Origin of the sequence: Nocardia wallacei, from assembly GCF_029869545.1 — a bacterium.
Classification (GTDB): domain Bacteria; phylum Actinomycetota; class Actinomycetes; order Mycobacteriales; family Mycobacteriaceae; genus Nocardia; species Nocardia wallacei_A.
The window spans coordinates 1-20,282 of the sequence record NZ_JARWQD010000353.1 but is presented as its reverse complement, the minus strand read 5'-3'; the positions used below and the strand labels follow the sequence as shown (position 1 = coordinate 20,282).

Genomic DNA, 20,282 nt, shown 5'->3' with positions numbered 1-20,282 from the left:
TCAGCCGAGGTCGCGAGAGTGGTCGGCGTGAACAGCACTGCGCTTGCCGCCCCCGGACTGCGGAATATCTTCGGGGACACCACGATCCCGCGACCGACCGGCGTGAATCCCCGGCCGGTGCTGCGTACGGACGCGCTCGACGGCGTGGCGAGCTACCTGCGCGGGGACCATGCCCTCGCCCAGCTGATCCGGTTCGCACTCGTCGGCGGGGTCAGCAATATCGCGTACGTGCTGCTGTTCATGGCGGCGAACGGGATCGGCCCGCTGATCGCCAATATCGCCGGGTCCCTCGTCAGCACGGCGATCGCGAACGAACTGCACCGGCGGCTCACCTTCCGCGCGGCCGGGCGGGTCGGCTGGTGCACCGCGCAGTGGGAGGGCGGCGGGCTGGCGCTGCTCGGCCTGGTGATCAGCACGGCGGCGCTGGCCGCCCTCGACCGCTGGGCGCCCGGCCTCGGCGAGATCGCGCCGGCGGCCGCCGCACTCGTCGTCATGGCGGCGGTCGGCGGCCTGCGCTTCCTGGCCCTGCGCGGATTCGTCTTCGCCGGGCCGAGATAGCGGACCGATACTGTCCGCCGGAGGTGTCAGGGTGAGCCCCATGGATGCTGAGACGTTCGACCTGAACCGGACAGTGCGCGACCAGTGGGAGTTCCACTGGGACCATCAGATTCGGGCCCGGCTGCAGGGACTCACCGACGACGAGTACTTCTGGTCGCCGGTGCCCGACGCCTGGAGCGTATGGCCGCGCGGCGATTCGACCGCACCCGTCCAGGCCGGTGGCGGCGACTTCACGATCGACTTCGCCTTCCCGCCGCCGGACCCGGCACCCTTCACCACGATCGCGTGGCGGCTCGGCCACGTCATCGTGGGTGTCCTCGCGGCACGCAATGCGGCGCACTTCGGCGCGCCCGAGGCGTCGTACCAGAGCTGGGAGTACGCCGGCGATGCCGCCACCGCGCTCGACCAGCTCGAAACCCAGCTCGACGTCTGGCTGACCGGCGTGCGCGGCCTGGACGACGCCGCGCTGCGGACTCCGGTCGGCGACAAGGAGGCCTATCCCGAGCGGCCCATGATCGACCTGGTGCTCCACATCAATCGCGAGCTGATCCACCACCTGTCCGAGGTCTGCCTGCTGCGCGACCTCTACCTGCACACCCACCACTGAGCCGCGCCCGGCCCGGCGCCGTCAGTAGTCGATGCGGTCGGACTTGGCCAGCCAGGCGTCGAACGGCGCCGTGCGGTTGGGCAGGTCCAACTGCTCGAGCCGCAGCGGCCACTTCGACTGGTCCTTCTTCTCGAGCAGGTCGTAGAACTTGCGGTCGTCGAAACCGGCCACCGCGGCGTCGTGCCGATCGGCGGAGTAGAGGATCCGGTCGACCCGTGCCCACAGCGCCGAGGACAGGCACATCGGGCACGGTTCGCACGAGGTGATCAGCACGCAGCCCTCGAGGGAGAAGGTGCCCAGCTCCTGACAGGCGGCGCGCATCGCGCTCACCTCGCCGTGCGCCGTCGGGTCCAGATTCGCGGTGACCCGGTTGTGCCCGATCGCGACGATCTCGCCGTCCTTGGTGACCAGCGACCCGAACGGACCGCCGCCGTTCGCCACGCTGTTGGTGGCGACCTTGATCGCCTCGTCCATCCAGGCGCGCTCGAGCTCCTGCATGTCCACTTCTCCGATGTGCGCGGTCACGGTCACTCCTTCTCGGATGCTGCCCGTGCGACCACGGCACCCATCCCTCGCTGCGTTTCAACCTGTGTGAGGAGTACACAGGCGAACGGGTGAAGTCTGCCAGGGGTGGAAGGCATGAAGACCGCCGTCGGCCGGAACCGGCTTTTCGTAGACTTTTACAAGAATCGCTCCGCGCAACAATGCGTTTACAACGAGAAACACTGCCGCGATATCCGGCTGTACGATAGGCCGATTCGAATGGTGTCGCGGGATGGTCGCGTCGGAGCTTCCTCCAAACTGTGACCGCTCCTCCCACCTCGGCTTGACCGCGTCGACCGCGTCGACGTAGTTTTGGTCACACCGACTCGTGAGCTGGAAGGAGGCGAAGTCGGATGTCGGCAATCTCCGATCTGCGTCGCCTCGCTCACCGGACTGTGTGGGTCCCGGGCCGTGTAGCGCACGGCTGCTGATCAGCCCTTCCCGGCGTGCCCGCGTGCGGCCCCGGCATTTTCGATCTCTGTCACCGCCTGCGGCACGCCGTGCCGATTTCGCGCTCCGGATTCACCAGCGGCGCCACCGAAAATAGAAAGCTCTTGCAATGGCGACTAGGATAAAAAGATCGACCGCGCACCGAAATGAGGATGTGCCATGGTAGCGGCGCGGATCACGGTCAACGGGAAAGTCGCACCGATTTCCCCGGCCGCACCCCACACAACGGTGCTGGATTTCCTCCGTGAGCGTGGCCTCACCGGAAGTAAGGAAGGCTGCGCCGAGGGCGAGTGCGGCGCGTGTTCGATTCTGGTGGCGCGCCCGGGCGTGCAGCGGCCCACCGACTGGGTCGCGATCAACGCCTGCCTGGTGCCGGTCGCCGCCCTCGACGGCCAGGAGATCGTCACCTCGGAGGGCCTCGCGACCGTCGGCGACCGCACCACCCTGCACCCGGTGCAGCAGGAGATGGCGATGCGCGGCGGCTCCCAATGCGGTTACTGCACACCGGGTTTCATCTGCAGCATGGCCGCGGAGTACTACCGCCCCGACCGCTGCGCGGCGGGGAAACAAAGTAGTGGCGCGGTGGCGAAACAAAGTAGTGGCGCGGTGGCGAAACAAGGTAGTGGCGCAGCGGGGAAACAAGGTAGTGGCGCAGCGGGGAAACAAGGTAGTGGCGCGGCGGGGAAACAAGATGATGGCGCGGCCGGGCATGTGGATGGTGACTCGACGGAGCAAGCAGACAGCAGCGGGGCCGGGCATGTGGATGGCCGCGCGGCGGGGAAGCAAGTTGCTGGTGCAGCGAACCATGTGGATGGTGAGCATGGGCCTAATGGGTTTGATTTGCATGCGTTGAGCGGGAATTTGTGTCGGTGTACCGGGTATCGGCCTATTCGGGATGCGGCGTTCGCCGTGGGGGTTCCCGGCGAGGACGATCCCTTGGCGCGGCGGCGGGAGCGGTCGGCGCCGGAGGCCGTCGCCACGGACTATGTGCAGGGCGAGCGCGCGTTTCGGCGGCCGGGCACGCTGGCCGAGGCGGTGGAGCTCTTGCGGGAGCGGCCCGAGGCGATGGTCGTGGCGGGGTGCACCGACTGGGGCGTGGAGGTGAATATCCGTGCGCGGCGGGCGGATTACGTGATCGCCATCGATCGCCTCCCCGAACTGCGCGAGCTGCGCACCGAATCCGATCACCTCGAGATCGGCGCCGCCCTGTCGCTCACCGAGATCGAACGGCGCCTCGACGGCAGCGTGCCGCTGCTCGCGGAGTTGTTCCCGCAGTTCGCATCCCGGCTCATCCGCAATGGCGCGACGCTGGGCGGCAACCTGGGCACCGGCTCCCCCATCGGCGACAGCCCGCCGGTGCTGCTCGCGCTCGAGGCGTCGGTGATACTCGCCTCCGCCGACGGTGAGCGCGAGGTGCCGCTGGCCGACTACTTCACCGGCTACCGGCAGAGCGTGCGCCGCCCCGGCGAGCTGATCCGCGCGGTGCGCATCCCGCGGCCACTGTCGCCGGTCGTGGCATTCCACAAGATCGCCAAGCGGCGCTTCGACGACATCTCCAGCGTCGCAGTGGCTTTCGCGCTCGATATCGAGGACGGGATGGTCGGCAAGGCCCGCATCGGACTCGGCGGCGTGGCCGCCACCCCGATCCGCGCCCGCGACACCGAGGCGGCCCTGACGGGCAGGCCCTGGTCCGGCGAGACCGTCGATGCCGCGGCCGCGATCCTGCGCGCCGAGGGCACACCGATGAGCGATCACCGCGCCAGCGCCGAGTACCGCGCCGCGATGCTCGGGGAGAGCCTGCGCAAGCTGTACGCACGAACCACCGAGGCGGTGCCGTCATGAGTCATCTTTCGGAGCGACCCGAGAATCCCGTTGTCGGCGTGGCGATGCCGCACGAGAGCGCCACCCTGCACGTCACCGGTGCCGCGCTCTACACCGACGACCTGGTGTATCGCACCAAGGACGTGCTGCACGCCTACCCGGTCCAGGTCATGAAGGCGCACGGCAGGATCACCGCGCTGCGCACCGAGCCCGCACTCGCCGTGCCGGGCGTGGTGCGCGTGCTCACCGGCGCCGACGTCCCCGGTGTCAACGACGCCGGGATGAAGCACGACGAACCGCTGTTCCCCGACGAGGTCATGTTCCACGGCCACGCGGTCGCCTGGGTGCTGGCCGAGACCCTGGAGGCGGCCCGGCTCGGCGCCGCGGCCGTCGAGGTCGAACTCGACGAGCAGCCGTCCTACATCACGCTGCAGGATGCCGTGGCGGCGAACAGTTTTCACGGCTCGCGGCCGGTGGTGCTGTCCGGAGACGTCGAGGCCGGATTCGCCGACTCCGCGCACGTGTTCACCGGCGAATTCCAGTTCTCCGATCAGGAGCACTTCTACCTCGAGACGCACGCGGCGCTGGCCCAGATCGACGAGGCCGGGCAGGTGTTCGTCCAGAGCAGCACCCAGCATCCCTCCGAGACGCAGGAAATCGTCGCGCACGTCCTCGGCCTGCACAGCCACGAGGTCACCGTGCAGTGTCTGCGGATGGGTGGCGGCTTCGGCGGCAAGGAGATGCAACCGCACGGATTCGCGGCCGTCGCCGCGCTCGGCGCCAAGCTCACCGGCCGCCCGGTTCGCCTGCGGCTCAACCGGACTCAGGATCTGACCATGTCCGGCAAGCGGCACGGCTTCCACGCCTCGTGGAAGATCGGCTTCGACGCCGACGGGCGCATCCTGGCCCTGGACGCGACCCTGACCGCCGACGGCGGCTGGAGCCTGGATCTGTCCGAACCGGTGCTGGCCCGCGCGCTGTGCCACATCGACAACATCTACTGGATTCCCAACGCGCGCATCGCCGGTCGCATCGCCAAGACCAACAAGGTGTCCAACACCGCCTTCCGCGGCTTCGGCGGACCGCAGGGCATGCTGGTCATCGAGGACATCCTCGGCCGCTGCGCGCCGCTGCTCGGGCTGGATCCGATGGAGTTGCGGCAGCGCAACTTCTACCGCCGCGGCCAGTCGACGCCGTACGGGCAGCCGGTCAACGGCGCCGACCGGATCGTCACCACCTGGCGGCAGGTCTGCGACAGCGGCGAGATCGCCGAGCGCACACGCGAGATCGCGGCCTTCAACGCCGCGCACCCGAATACCAAACGGGGACTGGCGGTCTCCGGTATCAAGTTCGGAATCTCGTTCAACCTCACCGCCTTCAACCAGGGCGGCGCGCTGGTGCTGATCTACAAGGACGGCTCGGTCCTGATCAACCACGGCGGCACCGAGATGGGCCAGGGCCTGCACACCAAGATGCTGCAGGTCGCCGCCACCACGCTGGGCATCCCGCTGCACAAGGTGCGGCTGGCCCCGACCCGCACCGACAAGGTGCCCAACACCTCCGCCACCGCCGCCAGCTCCGGCGCGGACCTCAACGGCGCGGCGGTGAAGAACGCCTGCGAACAGCTGCGGGAGCGGTTGCGGCAGGTCGCGGGCACCCAGCTGGGGGCCAACGCCTCGGATGTGCGCATCGTCGACGGCGTCGCGCGCGCCCTCGGCAGCGACAAGGACCTGGCCTGGGACGATCTGGTGCGCACCGCGTACTTCCAGCGCGTCCAGCTGTCCGCGGCCGGTTTCTATCGCACCGAGGGATTGCACTGGGACGCAAAGACATTCAAGGGCTCGCCGTTCAAGTACTTCGCCTACGGCGCGGCCGCCACCGAGGTCGAGGTCGACGGTTTCACCGGCGCCTATCGCATCCGGCGGGTCGACATCGTGCACGACGTCGGCGACAGCCTCTCCCCGCTGATCGATATCGGCCAGGTCGAGGGCGGTTTCGTGCAGGGCGCGGGCTGGCTGACGCTCGAGGATATGCGCTGGGACACCGGGGACGGGCCCGGCCGCGGCAGACTGCTCACCCAGGCGGCGAGTACCTATAAGCTGCCGAGCTTTTCGGAGATGCCCGAGGAATTCAACGTCACGCTGCTCGAGCACGCCACCGAGGAGGGCGCGGTCTACGGGTCCAAGGCGGTCGGTGAGCCGCCGCTGATGCTGGCGTTCTCGGTGCGAGAAGCGTTGCGGCAGGCCGCCGCCGCGTTCGGGCCGGGCGGGATCAGCGTGGAGCTGGCCTCGCCCGCGACGCCCGAGGCGGTGTACTGGGCCGTGCAGGCCGCGCGCCGGGGCCATGTCTCCCGGAACGGGCACGCTGGAAATGGCCACGCCGCCAAGGGATCCGTCGCCTCGACGAGTAGCAACGGGCAGGCCGATGGCAGCACCCGCACCGAGACAGGCGCATTGAGCAGTGCCTGACATGACGTGGGTCGCCGCGGTCGCGCGGTTGCGAGCCCGCCGGGAGTCCGGCGTGCTGGTGACCGTCGCGACCGTGCGCGGCCATGCCCCACGCCGTCCCGGCGCGAAACTCGTTGTGGGACAGTCGGAGACGTGGGGCTCGATCGGCGGCGGCAATGTCGAGGCCGTGGCGATCGACCGGGCACGGGAGCTGCTGGCGGCGGCCGAGCCGGAGCCGGAGCTGATGGATTTCGCCCTCAACGACAAGGTGACCAACCAGCACGGCGTGCAGTGCTGCGGCGGCACGGTCTCGATCCTGCTGGAGCCGCTGCCCGCGGTGCCCGCGGTGGCCATCTTCGGCGTTGGGCACGTCGGACTGGAACTGGCGCGCATCCTGTCCCGACAGGATCTCGATCTGCACCTGATCGATACGCGCCCGGATGTCCTCACCGAGCAGCGCCTGGCCGTGCTGTCGGATGCGGTGGCGCAGGTACACGTGCATCACACGCCCCTGCTGCCGGAGGAGGTGCTCGCGGAACTCCCGACCGGCACCCACATCCTGATCATGACCCACGACCATGCCGAGGACGCCGCGCTGTGCGACGCTGCCTTGCGCACAACAGGTTTGGGTTCGATCGGCCTGATCGGCTCGTCCGCCAAGTGGGCGCGCTTCCGGCGGCGCCTGGCCACCGAGGGCGGTCACGACGAATCCACCATCGCCCGCATCAAGACCCCCATCGGCCTGCCCGAGATCACCGGCAAGGAGCCCGCCACGATCGCGGTGAGCGTCGCGGCGGACCTCCTGCTCGTGTTCCAGCACGAGCATTCCTAGCTACTGCGCCGGAAGCCGCCGATCTTCTCCTCGAGCAGTTCGGCCAGGCGCAGCGGGGTCCGGTCCTCGAACATCGGGCCGATCAGCTGCACCCCCACCGGCAGGCCCGCCGGGGACCGGCCCGCCGGGACCGCGGTGGCGGGCAGGCCGGGCATTGTGGCCACACCGGCCCAGACGAGCTGGTCGAAGTACGGGTACTCGACGCCGTCGATGTCGATGCGCCGATCCTCCAGACTCCCGTCCTGGTTGTGCCGAAAGGCGGGTGTGGGCGTGATCGGGCACACCACGGCATCGAATTCGGCGAACAGCTGCCGCCAGCCGTGGCGGTGGTGTTCGCGACGGCTGTTCGCCCCGACCCAGTCGCGGTGGCTGAGCACCATGCCGCGCAGCCGCGCCGCATCGAGGCTCCGGTCGTCCGCGTTCAGCGCAGCGGCGTTCGCCCGCAGGTGTTCGTATACGTCGGCGGGGAGACCCGCGGCGGCGTTCGACAGCATCAGCAGCATGTAGACCGTCGCGGCCTCGGTGAGATCCGGCAGCAGCGGACTGTGCCGTTCGACGCGGGCGCCTTCATCTTCCAGCGCCTCGGCGACCCGACGCACGCCCGCCCGCACCGCCGATCCGGTCGCAATGAGCGGATGGTCCTCGATGATCAGGACACGGAAGTCCGACAGCCGGTCGTGCCGCGCGGGCGGCAGCGCGACGTCGTAGGCGAGGCCGTGGGTCAGCGGATCCGGCCCGGCCATCACGTCGAGCAGCAGCGCGAGGTCGCGGGCGGTGCGCGCCATCGGACCCGCGACGGCGAGGTCGAGGTCGAGCGGGAGAGCCGGGCCGGGTGGCGCCACCATGCCGCGGGTCGGCGCCAGCCCGAGCGTCGGTTTGTGCGCGTAGATGCCGCAGAAGTGCGCGGGGGTGCGCAGCGATCCGGCGAGATCGGAGCCGAGGGACAGCGCGCCGAATCCGCATGCCAGGGCCGCCGCCGAACCGCCGGACGACCCACCCGCCGTGCGGCCGTGATCCCACGGATTGTTGGTGGTGCCGTAGATCTCGTTGAAGCTCTGGATATCTCGCAGCATCAACGGCACGTTGGTCTTACCGAGCACCACCGCCCCGGCGGCCTTCAGCCGCGACACCTGTACCGCGTCCTCGGCGGGCACGAAGCCCCGCTGCGCGGGCATGCCCCAGGTCGTGGGCAGTCCCGCCATGTCGAAGGACTCCTTCACCGTCACCGGGATGCCGAGCAGCGGCGCGTCCTCCCCGCGGGCGCGCGCCGCGTCGGCACGGCGTGCGGCGGCCCGCGCCGTGTCGAAGTCCGGGACGCAGATCGCGTTGATCGCCTCGTCCTCCCGCTCGATGCGGGCGATCGCCTCCTCGGTCAGTTCCACCGAGGTCACCGCACCGGACCGCAATGCGGCCGAAAGCTCCTCGGCCGAAAGAAAATTCCACTCCATGTCCGCGACGGTATGGGCTGGCCGGAGCGGCCATAAAATGCCGGTTCGCACAACAGGATGGATATCTCACTTTGCCGGTCCGGCGGGACGTCGTGGGCCCGGGGCCGCGATCGCCTGCATGATGGGGGGATGGCCGAGAGGGTGAGCGCATGCGCGCGGTGCTGATACTGATCGTCGTCCTGGCGATCGGCCTGGTCGCCGGCGACCGGGTCGCGGTCGTGCTGGCCCAGAACGAGATAGGCCGCCAGATCGCCGCGGAGTACCAGCTCCCGAACCGGCCCGGCGTCCACATCGGCGGCTTCCCGTTCCTGACCCAGGCCGCCGACGGCACCTATCGCGAGATCGATATCCGGGTCGGCGACTGGAGCGGGCAGAACATCACGGTCCGCGACCTCGACGTCACGCTGACCGACGTCTCGGCGCCGCTGTCGGATCTGCTCGACCACCGCACCGAGAATCTGGTCGCGGCCACCGCGAAGGCGACGGCCGTGGTCCCCTACGACACCGTGCGGGGCTTCGCGCCGCCGGAGGTGGAGTCGATCGCCCACGGCCCGGACGGGCTGCACGTCACGGGGACGTTCTCGGTGGAGGGCGTGCCGGTGCCCGCGACGGTCGTGGTCACCGTCGCCCCGACCGAGAACGGCATCGAGGTCACTCCGGTATCGGCGCAGCCCGCGGGCGGCGGGCCGTCGATCTCGCTGGCGATGCTGCGCCGCACCCTGACCTTCGTCGTGCCGCTGCAGCGGCTGCCGCTCGGTGCCCGGCTGACCGCCATCGAGCCGGGTGCCGACGGCCTGAACGTCACCGCCGTGGCCCACGACGTGCGCTTCTCGGAGCTGCCGTAAGTCCGGCGCCCGATTCGTCGCCGGACCAGTAGATCGGCCGTTGGGCTTTTCGCTCAGCCGACCTTGTCGACTCGGGTCGTCGCCGCCGAAAGCGGCTGTCCCGCACCGGTTTCGGGGCGCAGCTCGGCGACCGGACTGCCGTCGAGAGCCCGCAGCGTGGAATGCGGCTCGCCGCCGGTGAAGGCGTGCCGCTCCCCCCACTGGCGCAACGCGACGATGGTGGTGAACAGATCCCGCCCGGCGTCGGTGAGTTCGTAGATGTGCCGCTTGCCGCCGGGCGTCGGGGCGCTGGCGAGGATGCCGTGGTCGACGAGTCGGCGAAGGCGGTCGGCGAGGATGTTGCGGGCGATGCCGAGGCGCTGCTGGAACTCGGTGAACGCGGCCGCGCCGTCCATGGCGTCGCGCACGATCAGCAGGCTCCAGCGATCGCCCACCAGGTCGATCGTCCGCGCCACGGGGCAGGTGGGATCGGTCCACTCGCGAGCGGTCGTCGTCATGTGCCTTCTCCCAATCGGTTGCAATTCGAAACCATTATGCCCTACGGTCAAATGGTTTCGATTTGCTACCAATTTGGAGGTGTCGTGCCGACAGGAGTGACACGGTCGCAGCGCTGGATCCTGGCGCTGGTGTGTGCCGTCGCGGTGTCGACGATCTATGCGATCCAGCCGGTCCTGGCCGCGGCGGGACAGGATCTGGGGCTGTCGCCGGAGTCGCTGGGACGGCTGGTCGCCGCGGGCCAGATCGGCTACTTCGCCGGTCTGATCGTGCTGGTCCCCCTGGGCGACGTGCTGAATCGGCGACGGCTCATCACCGCGCATCTGGCGCTCACCGCGACCGGGGCCGCGATCGCGGCCGCCGCGCCTACCGGGGTCCTGGTCATGGCGGGGCTGGGGATCGCGGGGGTGTTCGCGGTCGTGGTCCAGGTGACGGTCGCCTATGTCGCCGCCGTCTCCGAACCGAGTGAGCGGGGGCGCAATATCGGCGCGGTCACCTCGGGTGTGGTGCTCGGCATTCTCGGCGTCCGCATCCTCGCGGGCGTGCTGGGCGATATGGCCGGGTGGCGGGTGGTCTACGCGTTACTGGCCGCGCTCTGCGCGGTGCTCGCCGTCGCCGCCCGGGCGGCGTTGCACCCGGATCCGAGGACCGGCAACGTGCGGTACACGCGGGTACTGGCGTCGACGGGGCGTCTCGTGCGCACGGACCGGCTGCTGCTGAGCCGGGGGCTGATCGCGCTGTTCCTGTTCGCCTCCTTCGGGACGCTCTGGAGCGGGCTCGCGCTCCCCCTCGCCGCCGCGCCCTGGCATCTGGGCACCGCCGAGATCGGCCTGTTCGGGCTGGCCGGGCTGGCGGGTGCGCTCGGGGCCGCGCGCGCCGGACGATGGGCCGATTCCGGTCGGGCACAACGGATCACGGGCTGGTCGCTGGCGCTGCTGACCGGCTCCTGGCTGCTCGTCGCCCAGGCCGGATCGAGCCTGTGGGTGCTCGTCGTGGGGATCGTGGCGCTCGACTTCGCGATCCAGGCCGTGCATGTCAGCAGCCAGCACCTGCTGACCACGGCGCATCCGGATCGGGCCAGCAGTGTCGTCGGCGTCTACATGGCCTTCTATTCGCTCGGAGCGGCGCTCGGAGCGGTGACGACCACGTGGGCATACAGCGTGTGGGGGTGGTGGGCCTCCTGCTCGGCCGGTGCCCTCTACGCGCTGGGTGCGCTGGCGGTGTGGGGCGTGGCGCAGTTCCTTCGCGCACCGGTGTGCGAACCCGTACGGCGACCGCAGATCGCCCGACCATGAACTCGGGCAACGGAATTCGGGCGACGACGGCCTCGTCGCCACGAATCCGAAGGTCGTAGCCGACGGCTCAGTCCGCGCGGGCCCCGGCGGCGACGAAGATCGGGACGGCGACGAACAGCCGGTCGTCGCGCGCCCTGGTGCGCTGATCGTCGAGCCAGGCGCCTTCGCCGATGGTGGCGAGCACCGGCAGGACCGCCTCACCCGTCCACACGACGGTGTGGACCTCGACGGTGACCTCGGTGAATCCGTTGTCCAGCAAGAGATTCCGGTACTGTCGCGCGACGCGCGGGCTGGGCATGCCGTCGGCGCGGGCGTGCACGAGCCTGCGGGTGAGTTCGGGATCGGCGGAGTCGATCACCATCGTGTCCCAGTCCTGGCCGATGAGCACCGCGCGACCCCGGCGGGCCAGGACCCGGCGGGCCTCGGCGACCGCTCGCTCCGGCTCGGGGAGGGCGTGCAGGACCTTGTCGGCGCGGTAGCCGGTGACCGAGCCGTCGTCGAGGGGCAGCGCGGTGGCGTCGGCGACGTGGAATTCGCCTGCGGGCCAACGCTCCACGGCGGCCTCGATCATGGCGGGATCGAGGTCGGTGCCGATGGCCCGCACCCCGCGCGCCGCCAGTTCGCCGACCGCGCGCCCGGCCCCGCAGCCGACGTCGACAACGGTGTCACCCAGCCCTTCGCAGGTGTGTTCGCGCAGCCGGCGAGCCTGGGGCAGGTCGTCGAAGGAATCGAGGAGAGCAAGCAGAGTAGACATGCCCGTCAGTGTGCGACCTCAGGCCGACCTGAAGTCAATCGCGACTCCGCCGGCTCAGGGCAGCACGGCGAATACCCGCACCACGAACCCGTCCTCCGTCGATCCGGAGGGGTTGGCGATGTAGAAACCGCGGCGCGACAGCGACACCCGCTCGCGGGGCACGGCCGTCCGCGAACCGGAGACGATGTTCGACAGGACGGGCTGGTCGTAGTTGGCCCGGACGTCCGCCATCACACTGAACCTGATCGACGCGGTATCGGGTTCGGTCCGCCACACGAGCTCCACAGCCCCCTCCGGCACCTCGGCCAGCGAGAAATTCGCACTCGACCGCCCATTACGCCCCGACGGAGGCCCACCCTCCGACCGAACCTCGGCCACCACAACCTCACCCATCCCCAAGCCTCCTCATCCGCAACCGATTCCCCAGCGGCTCGACTCTACCAACGCCCCCACCCCGCAAGGGTCCGACAATCCACCACCTCGACTATGGACGAGAAGAAGCGGGTTCGAGTGGGGTGGGGTGGGCGGGGTAGTGGTGGTGGGTGGTGAACCATTGCTGGGCTCCGGGGGTGGAGAGGAGGGGGCGGGATGTGGGGGTTTCGGCCAGGTGGGTGAGGAGGGTCAGGAGGAGGTTGGGGTTGCATCGGGAGAGGTAGGCGGGGATGCCGAAATCGCCTGTCTTGTCGAACAATCGGTTGGCCGGGGGCGTTGTGGAGTCGGTCAGGCGCAGGACGATGGTGGGGCCCTCGCGGAGGTAGGGCGCGATGTATTGGGTTCTGGTGTCCACTGCGGCGATGTCGTCCCAGGACACGAAGCGATCCTTTTCCCGCAAGTCCCGCAGCGGATTACGCCGGACGACGCCCGACGGGTACAGCTCGACGTGAAACCGGTGACGGGCGGCGAGCAGCACCAGCACCGCGGCGACGAGCAGCACCACCGAGCCTGCCAGGGCGGCGATCGCCCAGCCGTCGCCGAGCGTGGCGAACGGGAAGGATTCGGCGATCCCCGCGGGACGCGCCCACCAGCACGCCTGCCCGAAAACGCTGAGCCCCAACAGGGTCGAGACGAGGGGAACGACGCGGGTGGGATGACCGACCCGCACACCCGCACCCCGATCGAGATCCCGGCACCTGCGGACCGGATAACCGAATACGAACGACGATCGCGGCACCACCTCGCGAACCATGCCCAGCGCCATGGCCAGCATGCCCATCGCAGCGATACCGAGGCCCGCACCACCCGCGGTCACCACGAACGGCTCACTGCCCCACCGGGATACCACGACAATCGACCGGACGAAGGCCGCCACCGCGATTGCGGCGAACAACCCCGCCAGCGGCACGACCACGAACACCGGACGACCGGCGGGCCACCACGTGCGCACCGCCAGCTGCGGAAACCTCACCTGCGCAGGCGCATTCGCGTCGCCGAACCGGGAGAGTTGCCACGAGACGACATCGACGCACCGGGACCTGAGCCCCTGGTATCGCTGCCGAGCGAATTCGACCGCTGTCCCCATGATCTGTCGCCTATCCATCACAATGTGCACGAAACCTACCACCGCAGGAAGTCGATCTGGTCGGCGACGACCGTGTCCCGGAGAGCCGTATCGGTGTAGAACGAGAAATGGGTACCCGGGTATACCCGCAACTCGCCGTGCGGCGCGGCGTCGGCCAGCGCGCGACCGGTGGCCACCGGGGTCTCCTGGTCGTCGGCGGCGGCGCACACCAGCAGGGGGCACGTCAGCCGAGCCGCGAACTCGGCAGGGCGGTAGCGCATCATCGACAAGAGGGCACGAGGCGCAATGCTGTTGCGCCACAGGGTCTGTCCGTCTCCGGTCAGCGTCCGGATGTGCTGGTCCGCGGCGGCGGTCGCGGTCACGGCGAGCTGCCCGGGACGGCCGACCATCGGAATGTAGAACGGGCGCAGGCCCACTGCCGCATGCACCCGGTCGCGCACGATCGCGCCGAGCAGCTTCACGGGTGTCACGGGTGCGGCGGCCCTGCACCCGCTTCGGGAACCCGTTGAACGGGATCTGCGCCACGACACCGCCGATGCGCGGGTCGTCGGCCGCGACGGCGACCGCGTGCGCGCCGCCGAGCGAGTTGCCCCACAGCATGATTCGATCGGCGTCGATGCGCTCGTGACCGCGGGCGAACGCGACGGCGGCGCGAATGTCGGCGAGCTGCCCGGAGATGTCGGGCACCTGCCGCGGCGTGCCGTCGCTCTCGCCGAAGCCGCGGTAGTCGAAGACCAGCGCCGCGAAGCCCGCACCCGCGAAGCGCTCGGCGTAATCGAACAGCCGGTCCATCGTCCCGCTGAATCCGTGACACAGCACCACACCGGGCAGCGGCGCCCCGGACCCGGCGGGCGGAAACAGATATCCGGCGCACCGGACACCGGCGACATCGAACGAGACCTCGGTACGCATCTGGACCATCCCCATAGACTGACTATTGGTAAGGACCATACCGAAAATACTGACCATTGGTAAGTGGGTTGCATGACACCCGAGCGAATTCTGGCCACTGCCCGCGTGCTGTTCGCCGCCCGCGGCTACCGCGCCACCTCGATGCAGGCCATCGCCGACGAGGTGGGCGTGACCAAGGCCGCCCTCTACTACTACTTCGACTCCAAGGACGCGATCCTGCACCAGCTCACCCTGCCGCTGCTGGACGAGCTGGACGCGGTGCTGGCGGCGGCCGAGTCGGAGTCCGGCGCCGAGGCGGTCCGGTGGCGCGCGATCGAGGGTTACGTCGATGTGCACCTGCGCCACCGGCACACCCTCACCATGCTCGTCCGGGATATGACCCTGCTGGTCCAGGCCCCGGTGGCCGACCGTTTCCGTGCCGCGATCGCGCTGGCGAACGAGCTGGTGGCGGGCCCCGGCGCCGGGATCGAGCAACGCGTGCGCGCCTGCCAGGTCGTCGCCGGGCTGGCCGATCCCGTGGTGTTGTTCCGCGACGAGCCGGTCGACCGGCTGCGGCGGCTGATCCTCGACGGCGCCCGGGCGCTGCTCGGTGAACCGGTCGTGGCCCGCCCGCGCGGCCGCCCCCGGGGCCGGGGCGGCGGACGACCCGCGACACTCACCGACGCGCAGATCGCGCAGGCCCGCACGATGCGCGCCGCCGGGGATCGTGCCGAGGACATCGCGACCCGGTTCGGCGTCTCCCGCGCGACCGTCTATCGCTATCTCACAAACAATTAATTCTGAGATTCATTCTGAGATTCTTCCCGCGCGGCGAAGTCCGACAGCAGCGTGCTCGTGGCTTCCGGCGCCTCGAGAAGGGGGACGTGGCCGACGCCGGGAAGCATTTCGATCCGCACGCCCGGCACGATCTCGTAGTCGCGCACCGAGTCCGGGCGCCATTTGGGATCGGCGTCGCCGAAGACCGCCAGGACGGGAACGCCGAGGGGCGCGAGGCGCTCGGGAATGCTCTGCGCCTCGAGGTAGGCACCGTTCTCGCGCAGCACCGAATGGAACGTGCGAAAAGTCATGGCGCGGAACTCGGTTACCGCGTCGTCGGGGATCGGGGCGGGCGCGGCGAAGGCGGATCGCATCGCCTTGCGGATCATCGTGTCCGAGCGCAGCCGCCACACGATCGGTCCCAGCGGCGGTTCGGTGAGGGCGCGCAGGAGGAACGGCTGCGAGGACCACAGCGCATCCATGCTGGGGCCGCTGCTGATCAGCGCGATGGCCCCGACCAGATCCCGGCGCTGCTCGGCCAGGGCCGTGGCCACGTACCCACCGCTGGAATGCCCGGCCACGGTGACACCGCGCAGGCCGAGTTCGTCGAGCAGGGCAGCGACCTGGCGAGCCTGCGCGGGCACCTCGTAGGTCGCCGCCGGGGGCGACAGCCCGCACCCGGGCAGATCGACCCGCAGGACGCGGTGGGTGGCGGTCAGCAACGGAACCATCGGGCCCCAGGTCGCGCCCGAGGCCCCCGATCCGTGAATCAGCAACAGCGGCGGCGCATTCCGGTATCCGGTGTCGACTACTCGCATACACGAGACCATGCCCGCTCCCCCGGCCGCCGGTCTTGTACGAATGTTCGCCCCGGCGGCCCGACGGGTTCTAGCTGGCCTTGTTGTACGCCGAGACGACCTCGGCCTGGATCCGGCCGCGCTGCGAGACGCTGTAGCCGTTCTTGCGCGCCCATTCGCGGATCGCGGCCGTCTGCTCGCGCCCGGCTGCGGTGCGGGGCGCGCCGCGATCCTTACCCTTGGCGACCCGGCCGACCTTGCGGGCGTGCGGGGTCCACTGCTCGAAGATCCCGCGCAGTTTGCTCGCGTTCAGCACCGACAGATCGATCTCGTACTCGATGCCGTCGACAGCAAACCTCACCGTCTCCTCGGCCTCGGACTTGCCGTCGTAATCGTCCACCAGCTCGACGGTGACCTTGCGTGCCACTCCATTTCCCTTTCGTTGAACCAGCAGGAAGGCGCAAGCCTATCCCACACATCGCGATGTCGATCATCCTCCGGCACGGCCCGCCGGTGGGAACTCGGGATCGGATCCGACCCGCTCGTGCAGGCGCGCGCGAATCTGTTCCGGTGTGTAGGAACGCCGCTGCCGCTCCGCACGGACGATCACCACCCCGGTCGCGGCCACACCCGCCGCGCCCGCCAGACCGAGTACCTTCCACCAGCGCATGTGCCTAGGCTACTTCCTATGGCGGGTACGAGCATCGACCTCGACCGGGCACTGGAACTGACGCGCACCGGGGATCTGTGGTTGTTTCGCGGCCGTTCGGCGGCCGATCGAGCGATCCGGATGACGACGAACAGTCCGGTCAACCACGTCGGCATGGCCGTGGCCATCGACGATCTGCCGGTGCTGATCTGGCACGCCGAACTGGGCAGACCGCTGCCCGACCTGTGGTCGGGCACCCGGCACCGCGGCGCCCAGCTGCACGATCTGCGCGAGGCGGTGCTGGTGTGGGCGCAGCGCTACGGCCAGCGGGCCTGGCTGCGCCAGCTGGACCGCCCGGTCACCCGCGAGATGGAGGACAACGCGCTGCGCGCCATCGCCCGCCTCGACGGCGTACCGTTCCCCTCCACGTCCGGCCTCGCCGCGCGCTGGCTGGGCGGCCGGGTCGCCCGGCTGCGGCCGAAATCCCGTGCCGCCGAGCAGGGTTCACCGCAGGACCTGCGCAGCGCCTACTGCGCCGAGATCGTCGCCCTGACCTACCAGGCCATGGGGCTGCTGCCCGAGCGCCGGGCGAATTGGTATGACCCGGGCCGATTTTGGAGCGGCGATACGCTGCGGTTGTCCGGCGATTACCACCTCGGCGGCGAGATTCCGGTGGAGATCCCGGCCAAAAGCGTGCCGGGAAAATAGGGGCGCGCGCCGGAAACGAAGGCGCGCGCCGGAAATAGGGCGGGCGCTGGGAATGAGGGCGCACGCCGAGGTTGGATGCGTGGGGACGCCGGATGCCCGGGAGTGCGCTCAGCTTTCCGGCTGACCGCTCAGATCTGTTCCTGTACTTCGGAATCGGTGGTATCGGAGGTCACGTCGCTGCCCAGCTGACCCAGGAGGTCGGCGGTGGGGAGGACGGCGCCGCAGCGGCGGGCGGTGTAGTTCAGGGCCATCAGGTGTTCGTCGCGGGTGAAGTCGGCGGTGGCGTCCAGGGCGAGGAACGGGCGCACGTCGCTCATGAAAGCCTCTGCGGCACTGAGCATGCAGCCCATATGCGTGTACACGCCGGTGATCATCAGATGGTCGCGGTGATAGTAGCCGAGCAGCTCCCGCAGATCGGTGCGCTGGAATGCCGAATAGCGCCACTTGGTGACCTGGATGTCCCGCGGATCCGGCCCGAGCCCGGCGACCACCTCGGTATCCGACCCGTGCGACATGCCCTCGCCCCAGAAGTCGGCCAGGATGCCGCGTCGCGAGGGATGCTGATTGCCCGGCTGCATGGTGTAGATGACGGGAATACCCAACTCGTGGCAGCGATTTCGAAGCCGGGCGATATTGGCGATGAGCGTGCGGGCCGGGTCGCGGTCCAGATCGTAGGCCGACAGGAAGTAGCGCTGCATGTCGTGGATCAGCAGGGCGGCGCGGGTGGGATCGACCTTCCACGACACCTGATTCGGGGTGACCTCCTCCGGCGCGGGCATGGGATAGGGCGCTATCGGCGGTATGGGCATGGCTGTCTCCGATTTCGTCGTATGCGTGGGTACCGAGCCGTCGCGGTGCGCCGGTCAGGCGACGGTGAGTGGCAGGTCCGCGAGGCCGAGCGGCCCGAGGATGCGCTGCAATTTCCCTGTGGTCTCGGCCAATTCGGCCGCCGGATCGGATTCGGCGACGATGCCGCCACCCGCGTGGGCGAGCAACGTCCGGCCGTCGGCGTCGAGTTCGGCACAGCGAATGCTGACCATCCACTCACCGTTGCCCGCGGCATCGCACCAGCCCACCGCACCGGCGTAGAACCCCCGATCGCCCTCCAGCTCGGCGATCAGTTCCGCGGCCGCCGCGGTGGGCGTGCCACAGATCGCGGGGGTCGGATGCAGGGCCAGGGCCAGCTCCAGCGCGGACGGACCGTGGGCGGGCACCGTGGCGGTGATCGGCGTGCCGAGATGCCACATCACCGGTGTGCCGGTGAGTTCCGGGGTCGCCGGGGTGTGCACACCCGCGCAGCGGTCCTGCAGCACGCCGGTGACCTGGTCGACCACGTACCGGTGCTCGTCGCGGTCCTTCGAGGAGGCGAGCAGCGCTCCCGCGGCCGCCCGGTCCCCGGCGGCGTCGGGCCGCCGCCGGGCCGAACCCGCCAGCGGATGGCTCAGCACCTCCGAACCCGTGCGCCGGACCAGCACCTCCGGGCTGGCGCCGACGAGGTGCCTGCCGCGATACGGTCCGCCCGCGGCGGACAGGTCGACGAGGAAGCCGTTGCCCGACGGATCGGTGGACACCAGCAGATCCAGCAGGTCCCCGGCCGCCACCGGCCGTTCGGATCGCGCGCGAATCGCTCTGGCCAGCACCACTTTCCGAACCGGATGCGCCGGGTCGGCCAGCAGCCGGACCGCGGCGGCGACCCGGTGCAGGTGGACCTCGGGCGCGGGGACGGCGGCCTCGAGGTCGAAGCGAGGCAGCGCCGCCGGTGCCGCGGGCCGGTGCGCGGCGCCGGTCACGGCCACCGCTTCCGGGACCCACAGCGCCGCGGGCGCGCCGGGTGCGAACGGCAGGGCGCCGACGACGTAATCGGCTCGGCCGCTACGCAATGCGCGCACCGCCTCCCGCGCGGTGCCGAAGACGCGTCCGGCTCCCGTCGCGACGACCGTCCGGTGGGAACGAGACAGAACGAAGGCCGCCCCGCGGGGATCGGCGGGGGTATCGGTCATGGTGATCATCCTCTCGTCACATATCCAGCGTGGCGCCGCCGTCCACCCGCAGGTCGTGCATGGTGATGTGGCGGGCGTCGTCGGAAATCAGAAAGCGGACCGCCGCGGCGATATCGGCGGGACTTGCGATGCGGCGCAACGGAATTCCGAGGCGGTATGCCTGCGGGTCACCGTCGATCAGGCTCGTGCGCGCGGCCTCGTCCAGCGGGCCGTCGCCGTACATGCCGCGCAGCATCGGGGTATCGGTGGAGCCGGGCGACACCAGGTTCACCCGCACGCCGTGCGGGGCCACCTGCAGTGCCAGCGCCCGGGTGAACGCGGTCGCCGCCGCCTTCGCCGCACCGTAGGCGGCCAGCCCGACCCGAGGCGCGCTCGCGGCGTTGGACGAGACGACCACGATCGCGCCGTGCCCCGCGCCGACCATATCGCGGGCCGCGCGCTGGGTGACCTGCACGACGCCGGTGGCATTGACGCGCAGGCAGCGCTCCCACTCCTGCGGCGTGACATCCAGCGCGGTACCCGAGCACATGATCCCGGCGGCGTGCACGACCACGTCGGGTGTTCCGTGCGCCGCGGTCAGCCGATCGAAGGCGGCGGCGACGGCCCCGGCATCGGTGACGTCGACCTCCATCGCGTGCACCGAACCCGTTGCGCGGGAGCCGATTTCCCGCGCCGACCGCCGCACTTGCGGATCGCGGTCCCACAGCGACAGGACGTGGGCGCCGGTCGCGAGTGCCGCCGCGATCGCGGCCCCGATACCGGCGGCCGCGGCGGGGGAAAAGCCCACCCGCCCACCCCCAAACAAAAAATTAAAAAATGTTTGCAAAACAGAAAAATGAAATGTTT

At 69.9% G+C, this 20,282-nt stretch carries 22 protein-coding genes and 1 pseudogene; 9 read left to right on the top strand and 14 right to left on the bottom strand.

Going from position 1 to position 20,282, the window contains the following annotated elements:
• The first annotated feature begins 27 nt into the window (after positions 1 to 27).
• Positions 28 to 558, top strand: a complete 531-nt coding sequence (locus QH290_RS32390; RefSeq protein ID WP_425303677.1) for a GtrA family protein — start codon at positions 28 to 30, stop codon at positions 556 to 558.
• Positions 559 to 598: 40 nt separating this feature from the next.
• Positions 599 to 1,165, top strand: a complete 567-nt coding sequence (locus QH290_RS32385) for a DinB family protein (protein ID WP_280387066.1) — start codon at positions 599 to 601, stop codon at positions 1,163 to 1,165.
• 21 nt (positions 1,166 to 1,186) lie between these two features.
• On the opposite strand, the gene QH290_RS32380 is transcribed toward QH290_RS32385, so the two are convergent.
• The gene (locus QH290_RS32380) at positions 1,187 to 1,690 is read right to left on the bottom strand and encodes a nucleoside deaminase (RefSeq protein ID WP_280269946.1); all 504 of its coding nucleotides are present in this window, start codon (positions 1,688 to 1,690) and stop codon (positions 1,187 to 1,189) included.
• A 627-nt stretch (positions 1,691 to 2,317) separates the two neighbouring features.
• Between QH290_RS32380 and QH290_RS32375 the strand changes: the two genes are divergently transcribed.
• From QH290_RS32375 to xdhC, 3 genes are read left to right on the top strand one after another with little or no spacing between them, the layout of a single operon-like run.
• Positions 2,318 to 4,000 carry an FAD binding domain-containing protein gene (locus QH290_RS32375; protein ID WP_280387064.1) on the top strand — a complete coding sequence of 561 codons (1,683 nt, stop codon included), beginning with the start codon at positions 2,318 to 2,320 and terminating at the stop codon, positions 3,998 to 4,000.
• Positions 3,997 to 6,447 carry a xanthine dehydrogenase molybdopterin binding subunit gene (gene xdhB / locus QH290_RS32370; RefSeq protein WP_280387062.1) on the top strand — a complete coding sequence of 817 codons (2,451 nt, stop codon included), beginning with the start codon at positions 3,997 to 3,999 and terminating at the stop codon, positions 6,445 to 6,447. The genes QH290_RS32375 and xdhB overlap by 4 nt, the downstream gene beginning before the upstream one ends.
• Position 6,448: 1 nt before the next feature.
• Entirely contained in the window at positions 6,449 to 7,258 is an 810-nt protein-coding gene (gene xdhC / locus QH290_RS32365) for a xanthine dehydrogenase accessory protein XdhC (RefSeq protein ID WP_280387060.1), read from the top strand.
• Here xdhC and QH290_RS32360 read toward each other — a convergent pair.
• Positions 7,255 to 8,706 (bottom strand): amidase, encoded by a 1,452-nt coding sequence (locus QH290_RS32360; RefSeq protein ID WP_280387058.1) that lies wholly within the window; start codon positions 8,704 to 8,706, stop codon positions 7,255 to 7,257. The genes xdhC and QH290_RS32360 overlap by 4 nt on opposite strands.
• Positions 8,707 to 8,855: 149 nt before the next feature.
• On the opposite strand from QH290_RS32360, the gene QH290_RS32355 reads away from it, so the two are divergent.
• On the top strand, positions 8,856 to 9,551 hold the full coding sequence (locus QH290_RS32355; RefSeq protein WP_280269941.1) for an LmeA family phospholipid-binding protein: 696 nt from the start codon (positions 8,856 to 8,858) through the stop codon (positions 9,549 to 9,551).
• Between the two features lie 53 nt (positions 9,552 to 9,604).
• On the opposite strand, the gene QH290_RS32350 is transcribed toward QH290_RS32355, so the two are convergent.
• Entirely contained in the window at positions 9,605 to 10,048 is a 444-nt protein-coding gene (locus tag QH290_RS32350) for a winged helix-turn-helix transcriptional regulator (protein ID WP_280269940.1), read from the bottom strand.
• A gap of 84 nt (positions 10,049 to 10,132) precedes the next feature.
• Between QH290_RS32350 and QH290_RS32345 the strand changes: the two genes are divergently transcribed.
• The gene (locus tag QH290_RS32345; protein WP_280387057.1) at positions 10,133 to 11,341 is read left to right on the top strand and encodes an MFS transporter; all 1,209 of its coding nucleotides are present in this window, start codon (positions 10,133 to 10,135) and stop codon (positions 11,339 to 11,341) included.
• A gap of 67 nt (positions 11,342 to 11,408) precedes the next feature.
• On the opposite strand, the gene QH290_RS32340 is transcribed toward QH290_RS32345, so the two are convergent.
• From QH290_RS32340 to QH290_RS38265, 5 genes and pseudogenes are all read right to left on the bottom strand, one after another.
• On the bottom strand, positions 11,409 to 12,095 hold the full coding sequence (locus QH290_RS32340) for a methyltransferase domain-containing protein (protein ID WP_280387056.1): 687 nt from the start codon (positions 12,093 to 12,095) through the stop codon (positions 11,409 to 11,411).
• Positions 12,096 to 12,149: 54 nt separating this feature from the next.
• Positions 12,150 to 12,488: a hypothetical protein gene (locus QH290_RS32335; protein WP_280269937.1), complete on the bottom strand. Its 339-nt coding sequence runs from the start codon at positions 12,486 to 12,488 to the stop codon at positions 12,150 to 12,152.
• 91 nt (positions 12,489 to 12,579) lie between these two features.
• A complete protein-coding gene (locus QH290_RS32330) occupies positions 12,580 to 13,500 on the bottom strand; it encodes a hypothetical protein (protein ID WP_280387052.1) in 921 nt (306 codons plus the stop codon).
• Positions 13,501 to 13,649: 149 nt separating this feature from the next.
• Positions 13,650 to 14,084, bottom strand: coding sequence for an alpha/beta fold hydrolase (locus QH290_RS32325; protein ID WP_280387051.1), 435 nt, complete (start codon positions 14,082 to 14,084; stop codon positions 13,650 to 13,652).
• Positions 14,083 to 14,526, bottom strand: a pseudogene (locus QH290_RS38265) (alpha/beta hydrolase); the annotation flags it as partial. The pseudogene QH290_RS38265 and the gene QH290_RS32325, both read right to left, overlap by 2 nt.
• Before the next feature lie 72 nt (positions 14,527 to 14,598).
• Here QH290_RS38265 and QH290_RS32315 point away from each other — a divergent pair.
• Entirely contained in the window at positions 14,599 to 15,303 is a 705-nt protein-coding gene (locus QH290_RS32315) for a TetR family transcriptional regulator (protein WP_280269934.1), read from the top strand.
• On the opposite strand, the gene QH290_RS32310 is transcribed toward QH290_RS32315, so the two are convergent.
• The 3 genes from QH290_RS32310 to QH290_RS32300 form a co-directional block, all read right to left on the bottom strand.
• Positions 15,300 to 16,100 (bottom strand): alpha/beta fold hydrolase, encoded by an 801-nt coding sequence (locus tag QH290_RS32310; RefSeq protein ID WP_280387046.1) that lies wholly within the window; start codon positions 16,098 to 16,100, stop codon positions 15,300 to 15,302. The two genes, QH290_RS32315 and QH290_RS32310, sit on opposite strands and share 4 nt — an antisense overlap.
• A 70-nt stretch (positions 16,101 to 16,170) precedes the next feature.
• The gene (locus tag QH290_RS32305; RefSeq protein WP_280269932.1) at positions 16,171 to 16,506 is read right to left on the bottom strand and encodes a histone-like nucleoid-structuring protein Lsr2; all 336 of its coding nucleotides are present in this window, start codon (positions 16,504 to 16,506) and stop codon (positions 16,171 to 16,173) included.
• Between the two features lie 63 nt (positions 16,507 to 16,569).
• Entirely contained in the window at positions 16,570 to 16,749 is a 180-nt protein-coding gene (locus QH290_RS32300) for a hypothetical protein (RefSeq protein ID WP_280269976.1), read from the bottom strand.
• Positions 16,750 to 16,767: 18 nt separating this feature from the next.
• Here QH290_RS32300 and QH290_RS32295 point away from each other — a divergent pair, with 18 nt between their 5' ends.
• On the top strand, positions 16,768 to 17,436 hold the full coding sequence (locus QH290_RS32295; protein ID WP_280387045.1) for a hypothetical protein: 669 nt from the start codon (positions 16,768 to 16,770) through the stop codon (positions 17,434 to 17,436).
• A gap of 128 nt (positions 17,437 to 17,564) precedes the next feature.
• On the opposite strand, the gene QH290_RS32290 is transcribed toward QH290_RS32295, so the two are convergent.
• From QH290_RS32290 to QH290_RS32280, 3 genes are read right to left on the bottom strand one after another with little or no spacing between them, the layout of a single operon-like run.
• Positions 17,565 to 18,245: an isochorismatase family protein gene (locus QH290_RS32290; protein WP_280269931.1), complete on the bottom strand. Its 681-nt coding sequence runs from the start codon at positions 18,243 to 18,245 to the stop codon at positions 17,565 to 17,567.
• Between the two features lie 54 nt (positions 18,246 to 18,299).
• Complete coding sequence (locus QH290_RS32285) at positions 18,300 to 19,445, bottom strand: isochorismate synthase (protein ID WP_425303676.1); 1,146 nt, start codon at positions 19,443 to 19,445, stop codon at positions 18,300 to 18,302.
• Between the two features lie 7 nt (positions 19,446 to 19,452).
• On the bottom strand, positions 19,453 to 20,223 hold the full coding sequence (locus tag QH290_RS32280; RefSeq protein ID WP_280387041.1) for an SDR family oxidoreductase: 771 nt from the start codon (positions 20,221 to 20,223) through the stop codon (positions 19,453 to 19,455).
• Between the last annotated feature and the right edge of the window lie 59 nt (positions 20,224 to 20,282).

What these genes read in the sequence shown, in the direction of transcription:
- xdhB (WP_280387062.1), top strand. Translation starts at nt 3,997, where the DNA reads ATGAGTCATCTTTCGGAGCGACCCGAGAATCCCGTTGTCGGCGTGGCG.
- QH290_RS32385 (WP_280387066.1), top strand. Translation starts at nt 599, where the DNA reads ATGGATGCTGAGACGTTCGACCTGAACCGGACAGTGCGCGACCAGTGG.
- QH290_RS32355 (WP_280269941.1), top strand. Translation starts at nt 8,856, where the DNA reads ATGCGCGCGGTGCTGATACTGATCGTCGTCCTGGCGATCGGCCTGGTC.
- QH290_RS32360 (WP_280387058.1), bottom strand. Translation starts at nt 8,706, where the DNA reads ATGGAGTGGAATTTTCTTTCGGCCGAGGAGCTTTCGGCCGCATTGCGG.
- QH290_RS32300 (WP_280269976.1), bottom strand. Translation starts at nt 16,749, where the DNA reads ATGCGCTGGTGGAAGGTACTCGGTCTGGCGGGCGCGGCGGGTGTGGCC.
- QH290_RS32290 (WP_280269931.1), bottom strand. Translation starts at nt 18,245, where the DNA reads ATGCCCATACCGCCGATAGCGCCCTATCCCATGCCCGCGCCGGAGGAG.
- QH290_RS32375 (WP_280387064.1), top strand. Translation starts at nt 2,318, where the DNA reads ATGGTAGCGGCGCGGATCACGGTCAACGGGAAAGTCGCACCGATTTCC.
- QH290_RS32350 (WP_280269940.1), bottom strand. Translation starts at nt 10,048, where the DNA reads ATGACGACGACCGCTCGCGAGTGGACCGATCCCACCTGCCCCGTGGCG.
- QH290_RS32310 (WP_280387046.1), bottom strand. Translation starts at nt 16,100, where the DNA reads ATGCGAGTAGTCGACACCGGATACCGGAATGCGCCGCCGCTGTTGCTG.
- QH290_RS32295 (WP_280387045.1), top strand. Translation starts at nt 16,768, where the DNA reads ATGGCGGGTACGAGCATCGACCTCGACCGGGCACTGGAACTGACGCGC.
- QH290_RS32335 (WP_280269937.1), bottom strand. Translation starts at nt 12,488, where the DNA reads ATGGGTGAGGTTGTGGTGGCCGAGGTTCGGTCGGAGGGTGGGCCTCCG.
- xdhC (WP_280387060.1), top strand. Translation starts at nt 6,449, where the DNA reads ATGACGTGGGTCGCCGCGGTCGCGCGGTTGCGAGCCCGCCGGGAGTCC.
- QH290_RS32340 (WP_280387056.1), bottom strand. Translation starts at nt 12,095, where the DNA reads ATGTCTACTCTGCTTGCTCTCCTCGATTCCTTCGACGACCTGCCCCAG.
- QH290_RS32285 (WP_425303676.1), bottom strand. Translation starts at nt 19,445, where the DNA reads ATGATCACCATGACCGATACCCCCGCCGATCCCCGCGGGGCGGCCTTC.
- QH290_RS32315 (WP_280269934.1), top strand. Translation starts at nt 14,599, where the DNA reads ATGACACCCGAGCGAATTCTGGCCACTGCCCGCGTGCTGTTCGCCGCC.